Origin of the sequence: Roseobacter sp. MH60115, from assembly GCF_015644665.1 — a bacterium.
Lineage (GTDB): Bacteria > Pseudomonadota > Alphaproteobacteria > Rhodobacterales > Rhodobacteraceae > Roseobacter.
Window position 1 is genome coordinate 770,028 of record NZ_JADOBQ010000001.1, and the last position, 23,641, is coordinate 793,668.

24 protein-coding genes are annotated in these 23,641 nt (G+C 61.3%); 22 read left to right on the forward strand and 2 right to left on the reverse strand.

Going from position 1 to position 23,641, the window contains the following annotated elements; translation table 11 throughout:
- Positions 1 to 167 precede the first annotated feature (167 nt).
- From ISX84_RS03655 to ISX84_RS03715, 13 genes are all read left to right on the forward strand, one after another.
- A complete protein-coding gene (locus ISX84_RS03655; RefSeq protein ID WP_195818949.1) occupies positions 168 to 2,243 on the forward strand; it encodes a dynamin family protein in 2,076 nt (691 codons plus the stop codon).
- Positions 2,240 to 3,160 (forward strand): dynamin family protein, encoded by a 921-nt coding sequence (locus tag ISX84_RS03660; RefSeq protein WP_229884053.1) that lies wholly within the window; start codon positions 2,240 to 2,242, stop codon positions 3,158 to 3,160. Before ISX84_RS03655 ends, ISX84_RS03660 begins: the two co-directional genes overlap by 4 nt.
- 93 nt (positions 3,161 to 3,253) lie before the next feature.
- A complete protein-coding gene (locus tag ISX84_RS03665) occupies positions 3,254 to 3,646 on the forward strand; it encodes a hypothetical protein (protein ID WP_195818950.1) in 393 nt (130 codons plus the stop codon).
- A 3-nt stretch (positions 3,647 to 3,649) separates the two neighbouring features.
- Positions 3,650 to 4,399, forward strand: a complete 750-nt coding sequence (locus tag ISX84_RS03670; RefSeq protein ID WP_195818951.1) for a hypothetical protein — start codon at positions 3,650 to 3,652, stop codon at positions 4,397 to 4,399.
- 206 nt (positions 4,400 to 4,605) lie between these two features.
- Positions 4,606 to 5,607, forward strand: coding sequence for an ABC transporter substrate-binding protein (locus tag ISX84_RS03675; RefSeq protein WP_195818952.1), 1,002 nt, complete (start codon positions 4,606 to 4,608; stop codon positions 5,605 to 5,607).
- 59 nt (positions 5,608 to 5,666) lie between these two features.
- On the forward strand, positions 5,667 to 6,452 hold the full coding sequence (locus ISX84_RS03680) for an ABC transporter ATP-binding protein (RefSeq protein WP_229884054.1): 786 nt from the start codon (positions 5,667 to 5,669) through the stop codon (positions 6,450 to 6,452).
- Positions 6,449 to 7,306 carry an ABC transporter permease gene (locus ISX84_RS03685; protein WP_195818953.1) on the forward strand — a complete coding sequence of 286 codons (858 nt, stop codon included), beginning with the start codon at positions 6,449 to 6,451 and terminating at the stop codon, positions 7,304 to 7,306. The genes ISX84_RS03680 and ISX84_RS03685 overlap by 4 nt, the downstream gene beginning before the upstream one ends.
- A complete protein-coding gene (locus tag ISX84_RS03690) occupies positions 7,306 to 8,568 on the forward strand; it encodes a cytosine deaminase (RefSeq protein WP_195818954.1) in 1,263 nt (420 codons plus the stop codon). Before ISX84_RS03685 ends, ISX84_RS03690 begins: the two co-directional genes overlap by 1 nt.
- Positions 8,565 to 9,965 (forward strand): FAD-binding oxidoreductase, encoded by a 1,401-nt coding sequence (locus tag ISX84_RS03695; protein ID WP_195818955.1) that lies wholly within the window; start codon positions 8,565 to 8,567, stop codon positions 9,963 to 9,965. Before ISX84_RS03690 ends, ISX84_RS03695 begins: the two co-directional genes overlap by 4 nt.
- Before the next feature lie 2 nt (positions 9,966 to 9,967).
- Positions 9,968 to 10,549: an NAD(P)H-dependent oxidoreductase gene (locus ISX84_RS03700; protein WP_195818956.1), complete on the forward strand. Its 582-nt coding sequence runs from the start codon at positions 9,968 to 9,970 to the stop codon at positions 10,547 to 10,549.
- A complete protein-coding gene (locus ISX84_RS03705) occupies positions 10,550 to 11,179 on the forward strand; it encodes an NAD(P)H-dependent oxidoreductase (RefSeq protein ID WP_195818957.1) in 630 nt (209 codons plus the stop codon).
- Positions 11,176 to 12,096 carry an isopenicillin N synthase family dioxygenase gene (locus ISX84_RS03710; protein WP_195818958.1) on the forward strand — a complete coding sequence of 307 codons (921 nt, stop codon included), beginning with the start codon at positions 11,176 to 11,178 and terminating at the stop codon, positions 12,094 to 12,096. The genes ISX84_RS03705 and ISX84_RS03710 overlap by 4 nt, the downstream gene beginning before the upstream one ends.
- Positions 12,093 to 12,869, forward strand: coding sequence for a creatininase family protein (locus ISX84_RS03715; protein ID WP_195818959.1), 777 nt, complete (start codon positions 12,093 to 12,095; stop codon positions 12,867 to 12,869). The genes ISX84_RS03710 and ISX84_RS03715 overlap by 4 nt, the downstream gene beginning before the upstream one ends.
- Here the strand turns inward: ISX84_RS03715 and ISX84_RS03720 are convergent.
- Positions 12,861 to 13,748 (reverse strand): EamA family transporter, encoded by an 888-nt coding sequence (locus ISX84_RS03720; protein WP_195818960.1) that lies wholly within the window; start codon positions 13,746 to 13,748, stop codon positions 12,861 to 12,863. The two genes, ISX84_RS03715 and ISX84_RS03720, sit on opposite strands and share 9 nt — an antisense overlap.
- A 96-nt stretch (positions 13,749 to 13,844) precedes the next feature.
- Here ISX84_RS03720 and ISX84_RS03725 point away from each other — a divergent pair, with 96 nt between their 5' ends.
- Positions 13,845 to 14,348 carry a MarR family winged helix-turn-helix transcriptional regulator gene (locus ISX84_RS03725; protein ID WP_195818961.1) on the forward strand — a complete coding sequence of 168 codons (504 nt, stop codon included), beginning with the start codon at positions 13,845 to 13,847 and terminating at the stop codon, positions 14,346 to 14,348.
- Here ISX84_RS03725 and ISX84_RS03730 read toward each other — a convergent pair.
- On the reverse strand, positions 14,345 to 15,106 hold the full coding sequence (locus ISX84_RS03730; RefSeq protein ID WP_195818962.1) for a DeoR/GlpR family DNA-binding transcription regulator: 762 nt from the start codon (positions 15,104 to 15,106) through the stop codon (positions 14,345 to 14,347). The two genes, ISX84_RS03725 and ISX84_RS03730, sit on opposite strands and share 4 nt — an antisense overlap.
- 280 nt (positions 15,107 to 15,386) lie before the next feature.
- Between ISX84_RS03730 and glpD the strand changes: the two genes are divergently transcribed.
- The 8 genes from glpD to ISX84_RS03770 all read left to right on the forward strand — a co-directional run bounded on the left by glpD (position 15,387) and on the right by ISX84_RS03770 (position 23,502).
- Positions 15,387 to 17,009 (forward strand): glycerol-3-phosphate dehydrogenase, encoded by a 1,623-nt coding sequence (glpD, locus tag ISX84_RS03735; RefSeq protein WP_195818963.1) that lies wholly within the window; start codon positions 15,387 to 15,389, stop codon positions 17,007 to 17,009.
- A gap of 15 nt (positions 17,010 to 17,024) precedes the next feature.
- A complete protein-coding gene (locus ISX84_RS03740; RefSeq protein ID WP_195818964.1) occupies positions 17,025 to 18,113 on the forward strand; it encodes an ABC transporter ATP-binding protein in 1,089 nt (362 codons plus the stop codon).
- Positions 18,113 to 19,198 carry an ABC transporter ATP-binding protein gene (locus ISX84_RS03745; protein WP_195818965.1) on the forward strand — a complete coding sequence of 362 codons (1,086 nt, stop codon included), beginning with the start codon at positions 18,113 to 18,115 and terminating at the stop codon, positions 19,196 to 19,198. Before ISX84_RS03740 ends, ISX84_RS03745 begins: the two co-directional genes overlap by 1 nt.
- Entirely contained in the window at positions 19,198 to 20,070 is an 873-nt protein-coding gene (locus tag ISX84_RS03750) for a carbohydrate ABC transporter permease (RefSeq protein WP_195818966.1), read from the forward strand. The genes ISX84_RS03745 and ISX84_RS03750 overlap by 1 nt, the downstream gene beginning before the upstream one ends.
- Positions 20,070 to 20,963, forward strand: coding sequence for a carbohydrate ABC transporter permease (locus ISX84_RS03755; protein WP_195818967.1), 894 nt, complete (start codon positions 20,070 to 20,072; stop codon positions 20,961 to 20,963). The genes ISX84_RS03750 and ISX84_RS03755 overlap by 1 nt, the downstream gene beginning before the upstream one ends.
- Positions 20,964 to 21,080: 117 nt before the next feature.
- Positions 21,081 to 21,365 carry a GIY-YIG nuclease family protein gene (locus tag ISX84_RS03760; protein WP_229884055.1) on the forward strand — a complete coding sequence of 95 codons (285 nt, stop codon included), beginning with the start codon at positions 21,081 to 21,083 and terminating at the stop codon, positions 21,363 to 21,365.
- 63 nt (positions 21,366 to 21,428) lie between these two features.
- Complete coding sequence (locus tag ISX84_RS03765) at positions 21,429 to 21,701, forward strand: DUF2160 domain-containing protein (RefSeq protein WP_195818969.1); 273 nt, start codon at positions 21,429 to 21,431, stop codon at positions 21,699 to 21,701.
- A gap of 76 nt (positions 21,702 to 21,777) precedes the next feature.
- On the forward strand, positions 21,778 to 23,502 hold the full coding sequence (locus tag ISX84_RS03770; RefSeq protein ID WP_195818970.1) for an ABC transporter substrate-binding protein: 1,725 nt from the start codon (positions 21,778 to 21,780) through the stop codon (positions 23,500 to 23,502).
- Positions 23,503 to 23,641: the final 139 nt, after the last annotated feature.

The following is a 23,641-nucleotide window of genomic DNA, read 5'->3' on the forward strand; positions in this document are numbered from 1 at the left end:
TACGCGGTATTTGAGCCCGCCAAACGCCACAATCGCTGCACAATTGCCTGCCAATTTTCTGAAAAGAAAAAATCTCTTTGGGGCTGATTATTCATGGCGTATGAGCCAACATTCAAAGGTTCTGATCGCATGTCGTCCGGGCACGGCGCTGGCAGGCGCGCGGGGCCATGAATGTTCTGAACACATCCGATCACCAAGGTTTTGACCAGGCCGCCCGGGCCGAGCTGTTGGCGCTTGGCCTCCAGCCGTTGCAGGCGGCGGCGACGTCTGTGGAGGCGTTGCGCGGGGCATTGCGCGCGCTGCAATCGCTTGGCGACGACAACACCGCGAAACGGGCGGACAGGTTGCTGCGCCAGCTGGAGAGTTTCGAGCCCAGCATCACGCTGATCGGTCAGATTAAATCCGGCAAGACCTCGCTTGTTAACGCGCTTGTGGGTCAGCCTGATCTTTTGCCCGCGGACGTGAACCCCTGGACCTCCGTCGTGACATCGCTGCACCTGCATCCCGAAGAGACCGAAATCAAACCCGGCGCCTCCTTTCGCTTTTTCGACGAGGACGAATGGGACCGGCTGATCTCCGGCGGTGGTCGGATCGGAGAATTGGCCAGCCGGGCCGGCGCCGATGACGAGCTTGAGAAGATCAAGGCGCAGGCCGCAGAAATGCGCGAGAAGTCCCGTGTCCGCCTCGGCCAGAAGTTCGAGATTCTGCTGGGACAGCAACGCGATTACGGCTACGTCGACAAGGACCTGATCGAACGCTATGTCTGTCTGGGCGAAGAGCCGGATGCGGATGATCCCGATGTCTCCGATGAGCAGGGCCGCTTTGCCGATATCACCAAATCCGCGGACCTGACATTGTCCCGCCCGGCCTTGCCCATGCCCCTGTGCCTGCGCGACACACCTGGGGTGAACGATACCTTCATGATGCGCGAGCAGATCACGATCCGCTCCATCCGTGACAGCCGGATCTGCGTGGTTGTCCTCTCGGCGCATCAGGCACTGTCTGCCACGGATCTGGCGTTGATCCGCCTGATCACCCATGTGAAATCCCGCGATGTGATCATCTTCGTCAACCGTGTGGATGAACTTTCGGACCCCACCACGCAAATCCCTCAGATCGCACAGAGCATTTCCGACACGCTGGCGCATCACAAAGGGCCGGAAGACGCGGAGATCCTTTTCGGCAGCGCCCTTTGGGCAAGCTATGCGCTGGACAATCGTTTGGACACGCTGCCGCCTGCCAGTGCCGACGCGCTTTTGGAGTGGTCGGGAAAGGCCGACCTCAAGGGTGTTCTCAGCGATGCAGACCTGCGTGACCCGGTCAAGCTTGCCTGGGGGTTGTCGGGCATCCCGGCGCTGCAGCACGCGCTGTCGTCCCGCATCGCCGATGGCATCGCGGAAACAACCCTGCGCCGGATCGGCAGCAGTGCCTTGAACCTTGCCAATGCCGTTGCCGCCAGCCGACGGATCAGCGCCCGACCCATGGACACAGCGGATTTGGGGAAACTCGACAGCGCGGCGGCGCATGAGCGTCTGCAGAGTATTTTCACCCAGGAAACGGGCAAGCTCGACACCGCCTTTGACAATATCCTGTCGGAGTTTTCCGACCGTATGGACCGGGTGCAGGCCAGCTTTCTCGACCGTGCAACAGCATCGCTGATCGTGCATCTGGAAAACTACGGCGAGATGACACCCTGGACCTACGATCCGGCTGGGCTGCGCATGTTGCTGAGTTCGTCCCACAAGGTGCTGGCGCGCAAGAGCAAGGCGGCGTTCGAGGCCGCGGCGCAGGCCACATCCGAGGCCCTGTCGCAGCTTTATTTGCAGGCCTTCGGGCTGTCTGCCGAAGAGATTGCCATTTCGCTGCCGCATGCGCCGCAGGTGCCGCCGCCGGTCTCTCTCGGGCGCACCATTGCGCTCGATCTCAATGGCAGCTGGTGGAAGCGGTGGTGGCTGCACCGGCGGGGGTACAAGACCTATGCCGCGAATTTCTACGAGCTGATCAAGGCCGAGACCAATCCCTTTGTCGATGAATTGCGGGATGATCTTGCGCAGGGGGTGCGCGATACCGCCCTGCAGGCTTTTGACGCCTTTTTGACGGAACAGAAATCCGTTTTCACCTCGCTGGATCGTATGGCGCAGGCCGATCCCGAAGAATTGCGCGCCCATATCGCAAAAACCGCGCCCCCCGACACGCAGGCCTTGCTGAGCCGGACACTTGATACCTTGAGCGAGTACGCATGATGACCCTGGACGAAACACTCCGAGACGCCCCGGTCTTTCTGGACAATCTGACCGGCCCACGCCGTCCGCGCATCGCCCTGATGGGCGAGTTCAGCGCCGGGAAAAGCACGCTTGCAAACTTGATGATCGGATCCGACCCGCTGCCGGTTCAGGTGATCGCAACCCAATTGCCGCCGGTCTGGGTCAGCTACGGCACGGCGCCCGCGGTGATCGTCGATCTGGCGGGAAATGAAACGCCCTGCGATCAGGATAGCCTGCGGAAAGCAATCCCCGAAGAGACCGCTTTCATCCGCATCCAGTGTGAAGAGGAAATCCTCAGGAGATGCGATATCATCGATATGCCGGGCATTTCCGATCCCAACATGCCCTCGGAGGTCTGGGAGCGTATTCTGCCTGCCGCAGACGGGATCATCTGGTGCAGCCCGGCAACGCAAGCCTGGCGTCAGAGCGAAGCCTCGGTCTGGGATATGGTGCCGGAAGACATCCGGGCGCACTCCATCCTGCTGCTGACGCGCGGGGACATGATGGTGTCCGAAAAGGATCGCGCAAAAGTGCTCAAACGCGTGCGCGCGGAAACTGATGGGTTCTTTGCCAAAACGCTGATGATATCGCTGACACAGGCGCGGGATGCAGGCGATGACGCGCAGCTGTGGGATGAGAGCGGGGCGGAACCTTTCGTCAGTGATTTCCTCAGCATCATAAGCACGCTGAGCGCGCGGCTTTCGGATGACATGACGGACGCACCCTCGGAGACAATGCCGGATCAGAGCAGCGTTTCCGCACCTGACGCTGCGGCGCTGCCAGAGCCGAATGAGCGGATTGTTCCGCGCAGACCGGTTGCCAAATCCGTTCGTGCACGTCCAGCCCCGCGCCCCGATCCCGACGCGGACATAAGCCTGAGCCCAAAATTCTCCTGAAATTGTCCCGAAACCGTTAACCTGACTCACATGTTCTGCCGCTATGCCTGAGCCATATTGAAAAGGCAGATCGCGTGTGGAACTCGGATAACGATGATTAATACGGCAGTGCAGGACAGGCTGGATCGCTTGCGCACCCGCTTTCCGGGGTGCCGCGTCGTGGCTTTTGCCGATCTGTCCACCAGCACGGTTTTTGCCGCAAGCACCCGCGAAAAGATGGCGCAGGAGCGTCTTGATGCCCTGTGCGACACCGCCCGTACCTCCCTGTGCGGGACCTTGGCGCAATCCGTCGCGCAGAATGCATTTCAATCGTCCGATGAACCGATGCACGCCTTGTCATTCGATGCCGGATCGCTGACCTGCGTCATCCGCTCTCCCGCATCGCCAGCGGAGGCGCTGTGCTGCGTCTGCGATCCGGGCACGGCGGTTGCGGAGATGATTGCGCAGGGTGCCGTGGTTCTGGCCGACCTCTGCGAGGAGGCATGACCCGTGACCGATGGTGTTGCAGAAGATGCGGTAAGACTGCGCGACGTTCTGAAGAGCCTCGGCGAGGCGCCGGAAGAGACGACCGACAAGGGGTGCAAAATTGCGGATGAGGGCGGTGCCGTCGGCCTGGCCTCACTCCTGCGCGAGATTGAAGAGACGGTTTTGCCGCGCCAACTGACTTTCACAGGGGGGGCAGACGCGCAAGTGACAGCCGTTGTTGTGGAGCGGCGGATTCTGCGCATAGGCACGCAGGATGGGGAAATGAAAGCGGCCGAGACGGGAGAGCAGGTCGCGGCAATGCTGGAGACCTTCTGCGCCGCTGCATCCGCAGTGCGCGTGCGCCGCGACCTCTTGGAGGCGGAGCCGACCTCTGCCGCGGCGGGCGTCTCCCTGTCCGATCTTTCCCCATTTCTGTCGGACACCGCTGACCGGTCAGCGCCGCAAATCCCGGTGGAGATCGCCCTGGCGGAAAGCGAGCGCTACGTCCTCGCGCTCTGCGATGCCAGGGGCGAAGGTGGGCCGCGGCTGAAGGGGAAGGATGCCATCGGCGCCCACCTGCAGCGGTTGGAGGACAACCTCTCCGGCGGGGCAGGTGACCCGGACAACCCTGCACCTGCTCACCGGATTTGGATCGGCGGCCCGTCCGATCCCTTTGCCATCCTGCTGGTCACCTTACCGCAAGGCCGGATCTGGCTGGCCTTCGAGCCAGAGCATCTCGATACCTGCATCGCCTGCTGGTCAGGGGTCGATTGATGTCCCGCCGGTGGTCCCGACGGAGATGGGGCCATGTGGGAAGTCACGCTGTGACACGCGGTCTGCGATGAATTATTCAACAAAATCGTGGAATTTGCCCGCTTTTTGGGCGAACATGAGCCTCTGACGCAATTTCCCCGGCATCTTGCTTCCCTTTGGTCAGGATGCTCCGGACGATTTGCGAAAAGCACACAGCGGAGGTTGCCATGTCCCTTTCCAAAATATCACCCCTCGTCGGGGCACTATGTCTGAGCGCAACGGCCAGCCTGGCCGACGGTCATCTGACGCCTGTCGTCTTCGGGACCAACTGGCTGGCGCAGGCGGAACATGGTGGGTTCTACCAATCGGTGGCCGATGGCACCTATGCCGAATGCGGGCTGGAGGTGGAGATCATTTCCGGTGGGCCGCAGGTCAACAACCGGGCGCTGATGCTGGCCGGCCGGATCGATTTCCACATGGGCGGCGACATGCTGCAGGCGTTCAACGCGGTCAAGGAGGGCATCCCGGTGGTCTCGGTCGCCGCGATTTTTCAGAAACACCCGCAGGTGATCCTCGCCCATCCCGGCGAGGCGGAAAGCTGGGAGGACCTCAAGGACCTTACGCTTCTCATCGGGGACAATGGGTTTACCTCCTACTATCAATGGATGATCGCCGAGCACGGATTCACCGTCGAGCAGCGCGAACCCTATACCTTCAACCCCGCGCCCTTCATTGCCGACAAGCAAAAGGGCATGCAGGGGTATCTGAGTTCCGAACCCTATGCGGTTTTGAAAGAGGCAGGCTTTGAGCCCAACGTCTTCCTCATCGCGGATGCCGGTTATTCGTCTTACGCGACCACGATTGAGACCATGGCGGACACCATCGAGAGCGATCCGGAAAAGGTGACGTGCTTTGTCGATGGCTCGCTGACCGGCTGGTACAACTATCTCTACGGGGACAGCAGCGCGGCGGACGCGCTGATCATGACGGCCAACCCTGACATGACGCAGGACAAGATCGATTTTGCCAAGAAGATGATGTTGGAGCAGGGGATCGTCGACAGCGGTGCGGCCCTGGAAACAGGTATCGGTTCCATGACCGACGAGGTGATCGGCGATTTCTATAACAAGATGGTGGACGCAGGTGTGCTGGAAGAGGGCCTCGACTGGCAGGCCGCTTATACGCTTGATTTCACCAATAAATCTGCCGGGAAAGATATCAAGCCATAAGCTGATTGACGTGTGCGCCGGGCGGTCGGGACGCCCGGTTCTGGCCGCGTGGGGGATATATGACAACATCGGGGCTGCCGCCCACAGCGCGTCCGGAGCTTCTGCGGATGGAGCAGGTGGACAAGACCTTCAACGGCACGGTGACTGCGCTCAAGGGCATGTCCCTGCAGGTACGGGAGGGCGATTTCATCTCGCTTCTGGGGCCGTCGGGATGTGGGAAATCCACCGCTTTGCGGCTGATCTCCGACCTGTTGCACCCGACGTCCGGGCGCATCACCTGGGCCGGGGAACATGACAGCGGCGATCTGGGTGTGGTGTTTCAGGAACCCACGCTGATGCCTTGGGCGACGGTGGCGCAGAACGTGTGGTTGCCCTTTCGGCTGCGCGGCCAGAGCTACACCGCCGTGCGCGATGACGTCTTGCAAGCGCTGAAACTCGTCGGGTTGGAAAAGTTTCAGAACAGCTATCCGCGCGAGCTTTCGGGTGGCATGAAGATGCGGGTGTCCATCGCCCGCGCGATGGTGACACGGCCCCGGCTGATCCTGATGGACGAGCCCTTTGCCGCCCTGGATGAGATCACGCGGTTCAAATTGAACAACGATCTGCTGCGGCTCAAGGCGGCCATCGGATGCACGGTCATCTTTGTGACGCATTCGGTCTTTGAATCCGTCTTCCTGTCGGACCGCATCGTTGTCATGGCCGCGCGCCCCGGTCGGGTGATCACGGAGCTGGAGGTGAATGCGCCCTATCCGCGAAGTGCGGACTTCAGAACCTCATCGGAATACGCCGCCTTCACTCGCCGCGCCACGGACGCCCTGCACGACGCCATGGGAGAGGCCGCATGAGCATCGCCGACCCCACCGACCCGCCACTGCAGCTGGATGCGGATGAAACCGCCCGCCTGCGCCGCAAGCGTCTGGAGAAATTCGGAAAATGGCTGCTGCCTGCGCTGGTGCTGGTGATCATGCTGGTGCTCTGGGACCGGATCGTCGTCTGGAACGAGATACCGCACTATATCCTGCCCGGGCCGGGTCTTGTCTTTGAAACCCTGATCAAGGACTGGTCCATGCTGTTCGAGGCGCTGCTGGTCACGGTGCAGATCACCCTGATGGCGCTGGCGGTGGCCGTGGTGGGTGGCGTTGGCCTCGCCGTGCTCTTCACCCAGTCGCGGCTGGTGGAGATGAGTTTCTACCCCTACGCGGTGATCCTGCAGGTCACACCCATCGTGGCGATTGCGCCGCTGATCTTCATCTATGTGGACAGCCGGATTGCCGGGCTGCTGCTCTGCGCCTGGTTGGTGGCGTTTTTTCCGGTGCTGAGCAACACGACGCTGGGGCTGAATTCCGCCGACCACAATCTGCGTGATCTGTTTCGCATCTACGGCGCCTCGCGCTGGCAGACCTTGCGGTTCCTGCAACTGCCCTCCGCGCTGCCCTATTTTCTGGGGGGATTGCGCATCGCAGGCGGTCTGTCCCTGATTGGTGCGGTGGTCGCCGAATATGTGGCAGGCACCGGCGGGCTGAAATCGGGCCTCGCGTTCCGGATATTGGAGGCGGGCTACAGGCTCAACATCCCGCGCATGTTCGCGGCGCTCATCCTCATTGCGGTGACCGGCGTGATCATCTTCGCGGGTCTCAGTTTCCTCAGCCACATGCTGCTGCGCAAGTGGCATGAGAGCGCGTTGAAACGGGACCGCTGATGGATTTTCTCGAACTTCCTCCCGGGCCGGTGACGCTGAAAAACCTGACGGTGCCTGCCTGTTTTGTGGCGGGCAGCGGCGATTTGACCACGCGCGATCTGCATATTCAGGACGGCAGGATCAGCGATCAGCCGGGCACCGAAGTTGATATGAAAGGTGCCATGGTCTTCCCCGCGTTCGTGGACATGCATACGCATCTGGACAAGGGTCACATCTGGCCCCGCGCGGCCAACCCGGATGGCAGTTTCGACGGCGCGTTGGCCACGGTTGGCGCGGATCGGCAGGCAAATTGGACGGCCGAAGACGTGGCGACGCGGATGGATTTCGCCCTGCGCTGCGCCTACGCCCATGGCACCCGCGCCCTGCGCACGCATATCGACAGCATCCCGCCGCAGGACGACATCTCCTGGCCCGTGTTCAGGGAGATGCGCGCGCGCTGGCAGGGGCGGATCGATCTGCAGGCGGCCTGCCTTGTGGGCTGCGATGCCGTTGGGCCGGAGACGCCGTTTGCGCATACGGCGGATCTGGTGGCGGAAGCGGGCGGCGTGCTGGGCATGGTGGCCTATCCAGTCCCCGACATCGCGGAACGCGTTGCGTATTTTTTCAAACTGGCAGGCGAGCGGGGCCTGCAGGCAGATTTTCACGTGGACGAGACGCTTGATCCGGCGTCGGAGACCTTAAGGGTGATCGCCAAGGCGGTGCTGCAGACGGGGTTCAACGCACCCGTCACCGTGGGGCACCTCTGTTCGCTCTCCGCTCAGGATCCGGACCGTGCAGCCGAAACCATGGATTTGGTGGCTGAGGCGGGCTTGAACGTGGTCTCTCTGCCGATGTGCAATCTCTACCTGCAGGACCGACAGCACGGCACACCCCGGATGCGGGGCATCACCCTAGTGCACGAGCTGAAGGCGCGGGGGGTCAACGTCTCCTTTGCCTCCGACAACACGCGCGATCCCTTTTATGCCTATGGCGATCTGGATATGATCGAGGTGATGCGCGAGGCGACCCGGATCGGGCATCTGGACCATTCCACGACGGATTGGAGCCATGCTTTCGTGACCAATCCGGCCAAGGCCTGTGGCTTTGATCTGCCCGGTTTCGAGGTAGGCATGCCCGCCGATCTGGTGATCTGCCGCGCGCGCAGCTGGACAGAGCTTTTCGCCCGCCCGCAGGCGGATCGCATCGTCCTGCGGGAGGGACGACAGATCGACCGCCAATTGCCCGATTACGCCGAACTTGACCATCTGATGAGGACGCCATGACCGCCGATATTGCCGCCGCCAAGGCCGCGCTTTCCCATCTCGACCTTGAAGATACGGGCGCAGGCATCAAAGCCAAGAGCCGGGATTTCTTCTGGTACTCACCCGTGCTCAAGGCGCGGCTGGACGAGGTCACAGCCGATTTCGTCGTCAGCCCGCGCAGCGAGGCCGAGGTCATTGAGGTGCTGAAGGTCTGCTATGCCCATGACGTGCCGGTCACCACGCGCGGGGCGGGCACCGGCAATTATGGGCAGGCGATGCCGCTTGCGGGTGGCTGTGTCATGCACCTGCGGCACATGACGGCGGTGAAGCAGATCCACCCCGGCCGCGTTGTGGTCGAACCGGGCTGCCTGCTCAAGGATCTCGATGCGGCCTGCAAGGCACACTCGGGCCAGGAAATCCGCATGTTCTCCTCCACCTGGGCGACGGCAACCATCGGCGGGTTCATCGCGGGGGGGTCGGGCGGCGTCGGCTCCTGCACTTGGGGGTCCTTGCGCGATCTGGGCAATATCATCCGCCTGCGTGTCGTCACGATGGAAGAAGAGCCGCGCGTTCTGGACTTCCGGGGCGAGGAGCTGGCGCGGGTCAGCCACGCCTATGGCACCAACGGGATCATCACCGAGGTCGAAATGCCGCTGGCCCCGGCCTATGACTGGGTCGAGATGTTCGTGGCCACCGATGACTTCATGCAGGCGGCGCGGTTTGCTGAAGAGCTGGCCAATGAAGATGGCATCCTGATCAAGCTCGCGACCGTTTTCGAGGCGCCCATCGCCAAGGAGTATTTTCAGCGGGTTGCCCCGCATGTGGAGGCAGACACCAACCTGATCGCCCTGATGGTGGCGCCGCAGTCCATGGACGGGTTCGAGACCTTTCTCGGGCGGCGCCCCGAGGCGCGGCTGATCTACCGTAGCGATGATCACGACTGGCCGCGCGGGCCCGGTATGATCTTTGAATACGGCTGGAACCACACGACGCTGCGCGCGCTGAAGGTCGACCCCAGCATCACCTATCTGCAGGTGCGCTATGGCTTCCCGCAACATCTGGAGCTGATCGAGAAGATGCGTGACGCCTTGAGCCCCGAGGTTCTGCAGCATCTGGAGGTGATGAAGGAAAACGGCAAGATCATGTTCGCGGGCCTCAGCCTTGTGAAATTCACCAGTGAAGAACGGCTGGATGAGATCATCCGCATGCACGAAGAGGCGGGCGCGCTCGTCTTCAACCCGCACCGCTACACGCTGGAAGAAGGCGGCCGGCAGACAGTGGACGACCGCCAACTGGCCTTCAAGCGTGAAGCCGATCCCAAGGGGTTGCTCAACCCCGGCAAGATGATCGCCTGGGACGATCCGAACTGGTCGTTTGACCGCATGTACAGCTATCCGAAACTGCGGGCCGCAGAGTAGGCATGACCCGTGCGCTTGTCCTCTTTGCTCACCCTTGCGCGGAAAGCTTTTCCGCCGCGCTGCATGACTGCGTGGTCAAAAGATTGCGCGCGCGCGGGTGGGATGTCGACGACTGTGATCTGAACGCGGAAGGGTTTGCCCCGGTCTTGACTGCCGTGGAACGCCGGACATATCACGATGCAGGGCACAACATCGCCCCGGTGGCGGACTATGTGGCGCGGCTGCGACAGGCCGAAGCGCTGGTTTTGGTGTTTCCGGTGTGGAATTTCGGATATCCCGCTGTCCTGAAAGGATTTTTCGACCGTGTCTTCCTGCCCGGCGTGTCCTTCACCCTGCAGAATGGCAAGGTGATGCCGAACCTAACGCGCATCCGCAAGCTGGCAGCGGTGACGACCTACGGCGGCACGCGCCTTCGGGCGCTCATGGCGGGCGATCCGCCGCGCAAAACGGTGACCCGTGCGGTCTGGCACGTCTGTCGGCCTGAAAAGACCCGATACCTTGCGCTTTATGATATGAACCGAGCGACGGACGGTCAGCGGGCCGGTTTTCTGTCGCGTGTCGATGCGGAAATGGAGAGGCTCTGAATGCGCGCGCTTGTTGTCTATTGTCACCCGAAGGAGTCCAGCTTCACCGCCGCCATCAGGGATGTCGTGGTGGACAAGCTGCGGGACGCGCAGGCGGAGGTGCGGGTGATCGACCTGTATCGTAGCGGCTTCGCGCCGGTGCTGACGGAAGCGGAACTGGACATCTATGAAGACACGCCTGCCAACCGCGCACCGGTGGCGCAGGATGTCGAGGACGTGCTGTGGTGTGACACGCTGATTTTTGTCTATCCGACCTGGTGGTACGGGCTGCCCGCGATGCTCAAGGGGTGGCTCGATCGCGTGCTCTTGCCGGATGTGGCGTTTCTGATGCCGGATGGGCAGAATGACAATATCCGCCCCGGGCTGACCCATATCACGCGGCTGGCGGTTTTCACGACCTGCGGGGCCAGTTGGTGGTTGACGCAGCTGATCGGATCACCGGGCAAACGCATGATCCTGCGCGGCGTGCGCGCCATCTGCGCCAAAAGGTGCAGGACCGCCTTTGCGGCGCACTACTTGATGGACAGCTCCACGGAGGCATCCCGCCGCACCCATCTGGACCGCGTGGCCCGCAAGATGGAGGGTTTTATCGGGGCGCTGCCCGCAAGGCAAAAGGAGGCGCGCGCATGATCCCGTTGCTGGACTGGGGGAAATTCACCACGGATCGCGCGGGCTTTCTCGCGGAACTGGGGCAGGCGGTCCGAGGGCCGGGGTTTTTCCTGCTGGAGAACCATACGGTGTCTGAGGCACTGCGCGCCCGCATCTTCGAGATGGCGGATGCTTTTTTCAGCCAGCCCATCGCGGAGAAACGCGCCCTGTCGATCCTGAACACGCCGCATTATCGCGGCTGGGCGGCGGAAGGCGACGAGTCGCTCGATGACAGCTCGGCGATGGTGGACCGCAAGGAAAGCTTCAACATCGGCTTTGATCTGGCCCCCGATGATCCACGCGTGTTGCGGGGCGAGCCCTTTCGCGGCGTGAACGTCTGGCCGCGGATCGACGGATTTCGGGAAACGGCGCTTGCCTATTTTGATGCGGCCCTGGCGCTGGGCGTCGATATCCACCGCGCCTTTGCCGCCGATCTGGGGCTGGAGGCTGAGCATTTCACGCCCGCCTTCAAAGACCCTCTCGCGGCACTGCGGCTTTTGAATTATCCGCCGGGCTCCGGCGCGCAGAATGAGATCGGCGCGGGCGCCCATACGGATTACGGCGCGATCACGCTTTTGATGACCGATGGCGAGGCCGGATTGCAGGTCAAACCGCGCGGCGGGGACTGGACCGATGTGCCGCATGTGTCGGGGGCTTACGTGGTCAACATCGGCGATTGCCTGATGCGTTGGACCAATGACATCTATGTCTCCACGCCGCACCGGGTGCTGCCGCCGAAGCGCCAACGCCGGTCCGTTGCCTTCTTTGTCGAAGCACATCCCGATACGGTTGTGGCCGCCTTGCCGGGCACGGGGGAGCCGAAGTATCCGCCGGTGCGCGCGGCCGATTATCTTCAATCCCGACTCGACGCGACCTACGCGCCGAAGGCTGCACCATGAGCGGTGCGCGCGACTGGGCGGATTTCAGGGCACCGGATTTCTCGGGCATTGACCCGATGAAGACCATCGCCATCCTGCCGACGGCGGCCATCGAACAGCATGGGCCGCATCTTCCCGTGGGGACCGATACGCTGATCGGGCAGGGCATGCTGGAGGAGCTGCGCCATCAGGCCCCCGACGATCTGGACCTGCGGATTTTGCCCCTGCAGGCTGTGGGCAAGTCGAACGAACACCTTTGGGCAGCGGGCACCCTGACCTTCACGGCGGCAACGGCGCTGGCCGCCTGGACAGAGATCGGCCTCAGCGTGGCGCGGGCCGGCATCCGCAAGATCGCGATTGTGAATTCCCATGGCGGCAACCTCGATCTTGTGTCCATCCTGTCGCGCGAATTGCGTGTGCAGGCGGATATGCTGGCGGTCAAATGCCAATGGGGGGCGTTCGGGACGCCGGAGGGGATGTACTCCGATCAGGAGAAGCAGTTCGGCATTCACGGCGGCGATGTGGAGACATCGCTGATGCTGCATTTCCGTCCGGAAACGGTGGATATGGCGGCGGCGCAGGACTTTCGCTCCACCGCTGAACAGAGCGCGATTTCGCCCATCGGGCCGGTGTCGTACGGCTGGATCGCCAGTGATCTGAACCCCGAGGGCACGGTGGGCGAGGCGCATCTGGCAACGGCGGAGAAAGGGGCCGCAACCGCGCGGCACCAGGTGGCAGGTTTTGTCGATCTGTTGCGCAATATGGCGCAGACCGACCTTCCGCCGTCATCGTAAGAGCGCGGGTTTCGTCCTTATCAAGCGGGGCAGAGGGATCCTACCGCCCTGTCCCAGCCGGACGCTAATCAGGATGATAATGGCCCCGGCGATCTGCAGCGCTGTCAGCGTCTCGCCCAGCAGAAACCACCCCAGTAGAATGGCGGCCAGCGGGCTGAGAAACCCAAGGCTGGAGACTGCTGCAGGATCAATCCGCGCAATGCCTCTAAACCACAGGAAATAGGTCAGCGCGCCGCCGATCAACGACAGATAGGCGAGCCCGGCGAGGTTCGTCGCGCTGAGCGTGGGCCAGTCCGGCACCATCAACACCGCGACGGGGATCAGGAACAGCCCGCCCGCGGTGAGTTGCCAGGCGGTGAAGATCAGCAAGGGCACGTCCGGCTGCCATTTGCGCGTCAGCACGACACCTGCGGCCATGGACGCAGCGCCGAGCAAGCCAGTAGCAATGCCCAGAGGGTCAAGAGAAGCCTCCGGTCGGAAGAGCAGCAACCCGACACCAAAGAGCCCAGCAAGGGCGGCAAAAATCGCCAGGGGGCGGATCGCCTGACCCAGAAGCCCGCGGGCCAGAAAGATCACCGCCAGCGGCTGGACCGCCCCCAACATCGCGGCAACACCGCCCGGCAGGCGGTAGGCGGCAACAAAGAGCAGGCTCCAGAACAGGCTGAAATTGAGGATGCCCAGCACGGCGACGCGCGCCCACCAGCGGCCTTCCGGCAGCTGACGCGCAAAGAGCATCAAGATCAGCCCGGCGGGCAGGGCGCGCAGCAGCGCGATCAGAAAAGGCGACTGACCGGGTAGCATCTCGGTGGTGATGATGTAAGACGATCCCCAGATGATCGGGGCCAGGGCGGTCAGCAGAATATCGGAGAGGCGTGGCATGGCAAATCCATTTAGTTTGAAGTCAAGATATTTATCTTGATGCCAAGATAAGCGTAATAATCTTGACGTCAAGACGGTTGCAGGCAAAAAGAGAATATGGATCACGTCGACAAGATTATCGCGCAATGGGCGGCGGAACGGCCCGATCTGGACACTGCGCCCATGGCCGCCGTGGGGCGGGTGGCGCGGGTTGCGCAAATCTTCTCTGAAGGCATGGGCGCGAACTTTCACGCGCATGGGCTGAACGCGGCATGGTTCGACGTTCTGGCGACCTTGCTACGGTCCGGGCCACCCTATCAATTGTCTCCGGGCCAATTGATCGACAGCACAATGGTCACTTCGGGGACCATGACCAACCGTATCGATAAGCTGGTCGCCGCAGGTTATGTGGCGCGCAAGGTCAACCCGGATGACAGCCGGTCCTTCCTCATTGCCCTGACGCCCGAGGGCAAGAGCGTGGTCGAAAACACGCTGCACGATCACGTGGAGACGCAGGAGCGATTGCTCAAGGCGCTGTCCGGTGACGAACGCGATACCCTGACCCGGCTCTTGGCGCGCATCCTGTCGGATGCGGAAACGGCACCGACGACGGAAGACTAATCGACGAGAACGACCTGTGTGCCCCAGGTCGCACAGCGCTCCGCCAGTTCGCGGGGCAGGGGCAGGTCGGTGAAGACTGTCGACAATGCGCGCATGGAGGCGATGCGGGCGGGGGCCGTGCGGCTGAACTTGGAATGGTCGGCGACCAGAAAGCATTTGCGGGATTGTGCGATGATGGTCTGGCTGACGCCGACCTCCTGAATGTCGAAATCGAGCAGGTCGCCGTCTTCGTCCATTGCGGAACAGCCGATCACGGCAATGTCGAACTTGAACTGCCGGATCGTGTCGATGGTGATGTTGCCCACCAGCCCGCCATCGGACCGCCGCAGCGCACCTCCTGTCACGATGATCTGACAGTCGGCATTGTCCACCAGAATATTGGCGATGTTCATGTTGTTGGTCACCACCATCAGGTCGCGATGATGCAGCAATTCGCGCGCAACGGCCTCGGTGCTGGTGCCGATGTTTAGGAAGACCGAACAGCCTTCGGGGATCTGTGCCGCACAGGCGCGCGCCATCGCCAGCTTGGCGGTTTGGTTCAGATTGCGCCGTTCGTCGTATTCGATGTTGGTGGTGCCTGAGGGGAGAATCGCGCCGCCATGCACACGTTCGAGTTTGTTCGCTTCGGCCAGTTCGGTCAGATCGCGCCGGATCGTCTGCAGCGTCACACCGAAGTGCTCCGCCAGGCCTTCAACGGTGACTTTGCCCTCGCGCTGCGCGATTTTCAGGATATCCGGGTGACGGAACGTCTGCGACATTTAACTCCTCCTAACAGGGTGGGTAGCGGAAAAATGGTTCATTTCCAATGTTTTTTCCAACGTATGCACCCGGGGGATGCGATGCACGGACATCGGCGGCGCCGAGGCATGTCTCCCGCAGAGCGGGAAAACTGCCGTCACGACAACAGGTTCGCATCTCATCGGAACAGAACCTGAAAAACAGATATTATTCGATTTCGAGCAAAAGCGAACATAAACGAAAAAAATCGCTTGATCCGCTGGAAACAGTGCGCTACCCATTCGTTCGTTGTTCACGCACATGGATTGGGAGGGTCTGGTGGCGTCGCTGCAAAAGCAATCCGACACATATGACCTGTTCATCGTGGGGGGCGGCATCAATGGATGCGGTATCGCCCGGGATGCGGCCGGGCGTGGTCTGAGCGTGGCGCTGGCCGAGATGAACGATCTCGCCTCGGCGACCTCGTCAGCCTCGACCAAGCTCTTTCACGGCGGCCTGCGCTATCTGGAATACTTCGAGATCAATCTGGTGCGTCATGCCTTGGCGGAACGCGAGGTGCTGCTGAAAGCGATGCCGCATATCAGCTGGCCCATGCGGTTCGTGCTGCCCTATCACAAGGATATGCGGTTCGAAGGTTCGACACCGACCTCGCGCATTCTGAACACGCTGATGCCCTGGATGAAGGGGCGGCGTCCGGCTTGGCTGATCCGCTTTGGATTGATGCTTTATGACAATCTGGGCGGGCGGAAAATCCTGCCGGCGACTAAAACGCTGAACCTGAAAAACGGGGTCGAAGGCGCGCCGCTCGATGACCGGTTCGAGAAGGCCTACGAGTATTCAGATTGCTGGATCGAGGATTCGCGCCTTGTGGTTCTGAACGCTCGCGATGCCGAGGCGCGCGGGGCCGATGTGATGGTGCGCACCAAGGTGGTCAGCGCCGCGCGGGTGGAGGATCTTTGGGAAATCACGCTCGAAGACATTGCGCGCGCGGAAACCAAGGTGGTGCGGGCGCGCATGCTGGTGAATGCCGGTGGCCCCTGGGTCGGCGATATCATCCAGCAAAAGGTGCGGATCAATTCCACCGAAGGCGTGCGTCTGGTGCGCGGCAGCCATATCGTGACCCGTCGTCTTTATGACCACGACAAATGCTACTTCTTCCAGGGCACGGACGGGCGCATCATCTTTGCCATTCCCTATGAGACGGATTTCACCCTGATCGGCACGACGGACGCGGAACACAGCGACCCGGGCGTGAAGCCCGAGTGCACCAACGAAGAACGCGACTACCTGTTGAATTTCATCAACCAGTATCTCAAGCAGGATATTGGCCCCGAGGATGTGGTCTGGAGCTATTCCGGCGTGCGCCCGCTTTATGATGATGGGGCCAGCAGCGCGACAGCGGCCACGCGGGATTACACGCTGAAAGTGGATGATGCCGGTGGCGCGCCCATCCTCAACGTCTTTGGCGGCAAAATCACCACCTACCGCAAGCTGGCCGAGGACGCGATGGACAAGATCGTGCCGTTCTTTCCGGGCACCTCCGGCCATTGGACAGCCGGTGTTGCCCTGCCGGGCGGCGATTTCGCCGTCGACGGTTTCGACATGCTGGTCCGGCGGCTGCGCGAGGATTTCCCCTTTCTGACCGATTTCTGGTCGCGGCGTCTGGTCCGTGCCTACGGCACTGAGGCCTGGGACGTGATGGCGGGTGTCGAGACCGAAGCGGACATGGGGCAAGGCTTTGGCGCCAGCCTGACCGAGCGTGAAATCCGCTGGCTGCAGAAAAACGAATACGCCCGCACCGCCGAAGACGTCGTCTGGCGGCGCAACAAGCTGGGGCTGAGACTGACAAAAGAACAAATTGCCGAGGTGGAGACGTTCATGCAGGATCATCCTGCAGAACATTCATCCAACGCGGCGGAATAGAATTGGGGGACGGACATGACCTTGATCCTGGAAGGGGTGTCTAAGACCGTTGGCGGGGAAACCCATATTTACCCAACGGATATAGCACTTGAGAAGGGCACGATGAACGTGCTCCTGGGACCGACGCTCTCGGGCAAGACATCGCTGATGCGGCTGATGGCCGGGCTCGATGTGCCCGCCACGGGACGCGTGATCTGGAACGGTGAAGACGTCACCGGCATGCGTGTGCAGGACCGCAAGGTGGCGATGGTTTACCAGCAGTTCATCAATTACCCGTCGATGACGGTCTACGACAACATTGCCTCGCCGATGCGGCTGCTGGGGCAATCCCGCGCGGAGATCGATGCGCGGGTGCGGGAGACGGCGGAGCTGATGCAGCTGACCCCGATGCTGGACCGCAAGCCGCTGGAACTCTCGGGCGGGCAGCAACAACGCTGCGCGCTGGCGCGGGCGCTGGTTAAAAACGCAGGCCTCGTGCTGCTGGATGAGCCGCTGGCCAACCTCGACTACAAGCTGCGCGAGGAATTGCGCGCCGAAATCCCGAAGATCTTCGAGGAATCCGGGTCGATCTTCGTTTATGCGACAACGGAACCGGAAGAGGCGCTGCTGTTGGGCGGCAACACCGCCGCGCTCTGGGAAGGCAAGGTGACCCAATTCGGGCCAACGCCGTCGGTGTACCGCAAGCCGGTGAACGCCACTACGGCGCGGGTGTTTTCCGACCCGCCGATGAATTTCCTCAAGATCACCAAGAAAAGCGGCAAGCTCTCTTTTGGCGACGGGCAAAGCGTCGATGTGACGGCGAGCACGATGGACCTGCCGGACGGAGACTATACTGCTGGCTTCCGGCCCAACCATCTGGAGCTGTCGCCGCATGTGGCGGGGGTCATGTCCTTCAAGACCAAGTTGACGGTCACGGAAATCACCGGATCGGAAACTTTCGTGCACCTCGATCATCACGGCGAACGCTGGGTCGGGTTGGTGCATGGGGTGCAGTCGCTTCAGCCCGGGCAGGCGCTGGAGGTCTATCTCGATCCCGCACATGTCTATATCTTTGGTCAGAATGGCGATCTCGTCGCCGCGGCCCCCTATGCGGAGGCCGCGTAATGGCCAAGATCACGCTGGATAATCTGGCACATTCCTATTTGCCGAACCCGACGTCCGAGGATGATTTCGCGCTCAAGGAACTGAACCACGATTGGGTGGATGGCGAGGCCTATGCGCTGCTGGGCGCGTCGGGCTGTGGCAAATCCACGCTGCTGAACATCATCTCCGGTTTGCTGCACCCCAGTCAGGGCCGCATTCTCTTTAATGATCAGGATGTTACCCAGGCGCCCACGGCAGAGCGCAACATCGCGCAGGTGTTCCAGTTTCCGGTTGTCTACGACACGATGACCGTGCGCGACAATCTGGCCTTTCCGCTGCGCAACCGGGGCGCGGATGCGTCTTATGTGGCACAACGCGTGGACCAGATCGCCAAGATGATCGGCATGGAGGCAGAGCTGAACCGCAAGGCGCGGGGGCTGACGGCGGATGCCAAGCAGAAGATTTCGCTGGGCCGTGGCATGGTGCGGGAAGACGTGAACGCGCTGCTGTTTGACGAGCCGCTGACGGTGATTGATCCGCATATGAAGTGGGAGCTGCGCACGCAGTTGAAATCGCTGCACCACGAGTTTGGCCACACGATGATCTATGTGACCCACGACCAGACCGAGGCGCTGACCTTCGCGGACAAGGTGGTGGTCATGTACGACGGGCGCGTGGTGCAGATCGGCACGCCGCAGGAGCTGTTCGAGCGTCCCGCGCATACTTTTGTCGGCTACTTCATCGGCTCGCCGGGCATGAACCTGTTTGATGCCAAGATCGACGGTGCAACGGCGCAGATCGCCGGGGCAACGGTGCCCCTTGGTGCCGGATACCAGCCCGGCGGCGGCAAGGTGCAGGTGGGCGTGCGCCCGGAATTTGTCAAACTGACGACCGCGGAGGCCGGTGTGCCAGCGCGCATCAAGCGCGTCGAGGATGTGGGGCGCCACAAGATCGTGCGTCTGGACGTCGAAGGCCATGAGATCAGTGCCATCGCGGGCGAGGGCGACACGATCGCGGCGAATACACAGAGAATTACCTTTGATCCCGCTGGGATCAATGTTTACGCGGACGACTGGCGTGTCGCACCGGAAGGGGAGGCCGCCTGATGAACAAGACGGTAAATCAAAAAGCATGGTTCCTGGTGCTGCCGGTGCTGGTGCTGGTGGCCTTCTCGGCGGTGATCCCGCTGATGACGGTGGTGAACTATTCGGTGCAGGACACCTTCGGGAACAACCAGTTCTTCTGGGCCGGTCTGGAGTGGTTCGAGGAGATGTTGCAGGACGACCGCATGTGGGATGCGCTCTGGCGGCAGCTGATGTTCTCCGGGATCATCCTGGCCATCGAAATCCCCTTGGGCATCTACATCGCACTGAACATGCCGAAAAGCGGCTTCTGGGCCTCTTTCTGCCTCGTGCTGATGTCCCTGCCGCTGCTCATTCCGTGGAATGTGGTGGGCACGATCTGGCAGATCTTTGGCCGCGTCGACATTGGCCTGCTGGGCTACACGCTTGATAAGATGGGTATTTCCTACAACTACACGCAGGATATCTTTGCTGCCTGGGTCACGGTGATCGTGATGGATGTCTGGCACTGGACCTCGCTGGTGGCGCTGCTCGCCTATGCCGGGCTGCAATCGATCCCCAACGCCTATTATCAGGCCGCCAAGATCGATCAGGCCAGCCGCTGGGCCGTCTTCCGCTACATCGAACTGCCGAAGATGGCGGGCGTGCTGATGATCGCGATCCTGCTGCGCTTCATGGACAGTTTCATGATCTATACCGAACCCTTCGTGGTCACTGGCGGGGGCCCGGGCAATGCGACGACCTTCCTGTCGATTGACCTTGTGAAAATGGCGCTGGGGCAGTTTGACCTCGGACCCGCCGCTGCCTTCTCGATCATGTACTTCCTCGTCATCCTGCTGATCTCATGGGTCTTCTACACGGTGATGACGAACCTCGACAAAAGGGATGGCGTCTGATGTCCGATACCACCATTCAAGCACCCGGCGCTGGCACGCTGCCCGGCAAGGTGACACAAAGCGAGGTCCAAGTGGCCCGCCGCAAGACGCCACGTGTGAACCGCTCGGCCATCGTCATGGGGCTTTACCTTTTGTTCCTGCTGCTGCCGATCTACTGGCTGCTGAACATGAGCCTGAAGACCAACACGGAAATTCTGGGTGAGTTCACGCTGTTTCCACGCAATCTGACGCTGGCGAACTATGTGAAAATCCTGACCGATGAGAGCTGGTACATCGGCTATATCAACTCGCTGATCTACGTGGTGATGAACACCGCGATCAGCCTCGCCGTGGCGCTGCCTGCGGCCTATGCCTTCTCGCGGTACAGCTTCATGGGGGACAAGCACCTGTTCTTCTGGCTGCTGACCAACCGGATGGCGCCGCCTGCGGTTTTTGCGCTGCCGTTCTTCCAGCTCTACTCGTCCGTAGGCCTCTTCGACACCCATATCGCCGTGGCGCTGGCGCATTGCCTTTTCAACGTGCCGCTGGCGGTCTGGATCCTCGAAGGCTTCATGCGCGGCGTGCCGAAAGAGATCGACGAGACGGCCTATCTGGATGGCTACTCCTTCCCGCGTTTCTTCATCCGCATATTCACGCCGCTGATCGCGTCGGGGATCGGCGTGGCGGCCTTCTTCTGCTTCATGTTCTCTTGGGTGGAACTGCTGCTCAGCCGGACGCTGACCACGGTGGATGCGAAACCCATCGCTGCCATCATGACCCGGACCCAAGGGGCGGCGGGCATTGACTGGGGCGTATTGGCGGCAGCCGGTGTGTTGACCATCGTGCCGGGGGCCTTGGTGATCTATTTCGTGCGCAACTACATCGCCAAGGGCTTTGCCTTGGGGAGGGTGTGATGCAAGGATTTGTTAATCAAGACGCTGTCATCCTCGGGCTTGACCCGAGGATCTCCGACCACAAAGGCTCCGGGGTCAAGCCCGAGGATGACCGAGTGCTGGCGGATGTTGAAGGAAATGGCAGTCTACATTGTGACCAATCGTCCGGATGGGACGCTCTACGTCGGCATGACCAGCAATCTGCAACATCGCGTTTGGCAGCACCGAACCCATGCTTTGCCGGGCTTTACCGACCGCTACAATCTCAGTCGGTTGGTTTGGTACGAGCTGCACTCGGAGATGCGTGTCGCGATCCAACGGGAGAAATCGCTGAAACGCTGGCGCAGAGCGTGGAAAGTGTCTCTCATTCAGGAGAACAACCCCGCTTGGCAGGATTTGTGGCCCGAGGTCGCGGTTGGCTGATTGAGGAAGATCCTCGGGTCAGGCCCGAGGATGACATCACTCTAACGGATGGAGGCAGCTGATATGGCCTGGATGGCATGGACCCTACCGACCGCAATTTTCTTTGGCGTGATCGCTTGTCTGTTGATCACCTTCACAATTCTCGCCATCAAATACCCGGAGACGCCGCGCGTGGGCATTCTCCGTATCGAAACAACGCGGGGTGATCGTCTGTTCATCACGCTGTTGGGCTCAGCCTTCATCAACCTGATCTGGCTGGGTCTTGAGGTCGCACCACAGCCTTATGCGCTGCTGGCGTGTCTGGTCTATGCCGTTGCGGTTTTCCGCTGGGTATAGATGGGAAGAATGGTCGATCCGGGTATTTTCCGGGGGGCCAGTTAAAACAGTTCAATAATGTCTTGGGAGGACTCACATGAACTTTTCACTAAAATCAACCACAGCCGTGGGCGCGATGGTCGCGTGCATGGCCCTGCCGGCCTGGGCCGACATGGAAGCGGCGAAGGCGTTTCTTGACGACGAAATCGCCGGGCTCTCCGTGCTCGACCGCGCCGCGCAGGAAGCGGAGATGCAATTCTTCGTGGACGCAGCGGCCCCGTTCGCAGGCATGGAGATCAAGGTTGTCTCCGAGACGATCACCACGCATGAGTACGAATCTCAGGTGCTGGCCCCGGCCTTCACTGCGATCACTGGGATCAAGGTCACGCATGACCTGATCGGCGAAGGGGATGTGGTCGAAAAGCTGCAGACGCAAATGCAGTCAGGCGAGAATATCTATGACGCCTATGTCAACGATTCCGACCTGATCGGCACCCACTGGCGCTACCAGCAAGTGCGCAACCTGACCGACTGGATGGCGGGTGAGGGCGCGGATGTGACCCTGTCGTCGCTGGACGTGGAAGACTTCATCGGCACGTCCTTCACCACTGGCCCCGATGGCAAGCTCTACCAGCTGCCCACGCAGCAGTTCGCGAACCTCTATTGGTTCCGCTACGACTGGTTCAACGACGAGAAGAACAAGGCTGATTTCCAGGAGAAATACGGCTATGAGCTGGGTGTTCCGGTCAACTGGTCGGCTTATGAGGACATCGCGGAATTCTTCACCGGGCGTAACCTGAGCCACATGGGTGTCGAGGGCGAGGTCTTCGGCAACATGGACTACGGCAAGAAAGACCCATCCTTGGGTTGGCGCTACACCGACGCGTGGATGTCCATGGCGGGCATGGGCGACGTGGGTGAGCCGAACGGTCTGCCCGTGGACGAATGGGGCATCCGTGTGAACGAGAACTCGCAGCCAACAGGGTCCTGCGTGGCCCGTGGCGGTGCGACCAACTCTCCTGCGGCTGTCTATGCGGTGACCAAGGCCATCGAATGGCTGCAGAAGTACTCGCCGCCCGCTGCGGCTGGCATGACCTTCTCCGAGGCGGGTCCGATCCCGGCGCAAGGGAACGTCGCGCAGCAGATGTTCTGGTACACCGCCTTCACCGCCGCCACGGTCGAGCCTGACCTGCCGGTGATGAACGAGGACGGCACGCCCAAGTGGCGCATGGCGCCCAGCCCGCATGGTGTCTACTGGAAAGAAGGCCAGAAGATCGGTTATCAGGACGCTGGTTCCTGGACGCTGATGGAAAGCACCCCGGTGGATCGCGCCAAGGCCGCATGGCTCTACGCGCAGTTCGTGGTCTCCAAGACGGTGGACCTGAAGAAGTCTGACGTCGGCCTGACCTTCATCCGCGAGAGCACCATCGACAGCGATCACTTCACCGATCGTGCGGACAAGCTGGGTGGTCTGGTTGAGTTCTACCGCTCGCCCGCGCGCGTGGCCTGGTCGCCAACCGGGACAAACGTGCCGGACTATCCGAAGCTGGCACAGCTGTGGTGGCAGAACATCGGCGACGCCATGTCCGGTGCCAAGACACCTCAGGAAGCGCTGGATGCCCTTTGTGCCGACCAGGAGCGTGTGCTGGAACGTCTTGAGCGTGCCGGTGTGCAGGGTGATCTGGGTCCGGTCATGAATGAGGAAGAAGATCCTCAGTCATGGTTCGACCGTGACGGCGCACCCTACGCCAAGCTGGAAAACGAAGACGAAGAGCCACAGACCGTCAGCTATGACGAGCTGATCAAGTCCTGGGAAAACTAAGTCTTTGATCATTGGCCGGGGCGCACAGGGTGCGCCCCGGTTTGCTTCAAATTCAGCCGTCATCCTCAGGCTTGACCCGAGGATCTCCGGTCGCAAAGATCCTCGGGTCAAGCCTGAGGATGACGTACGAAAAGAGCCC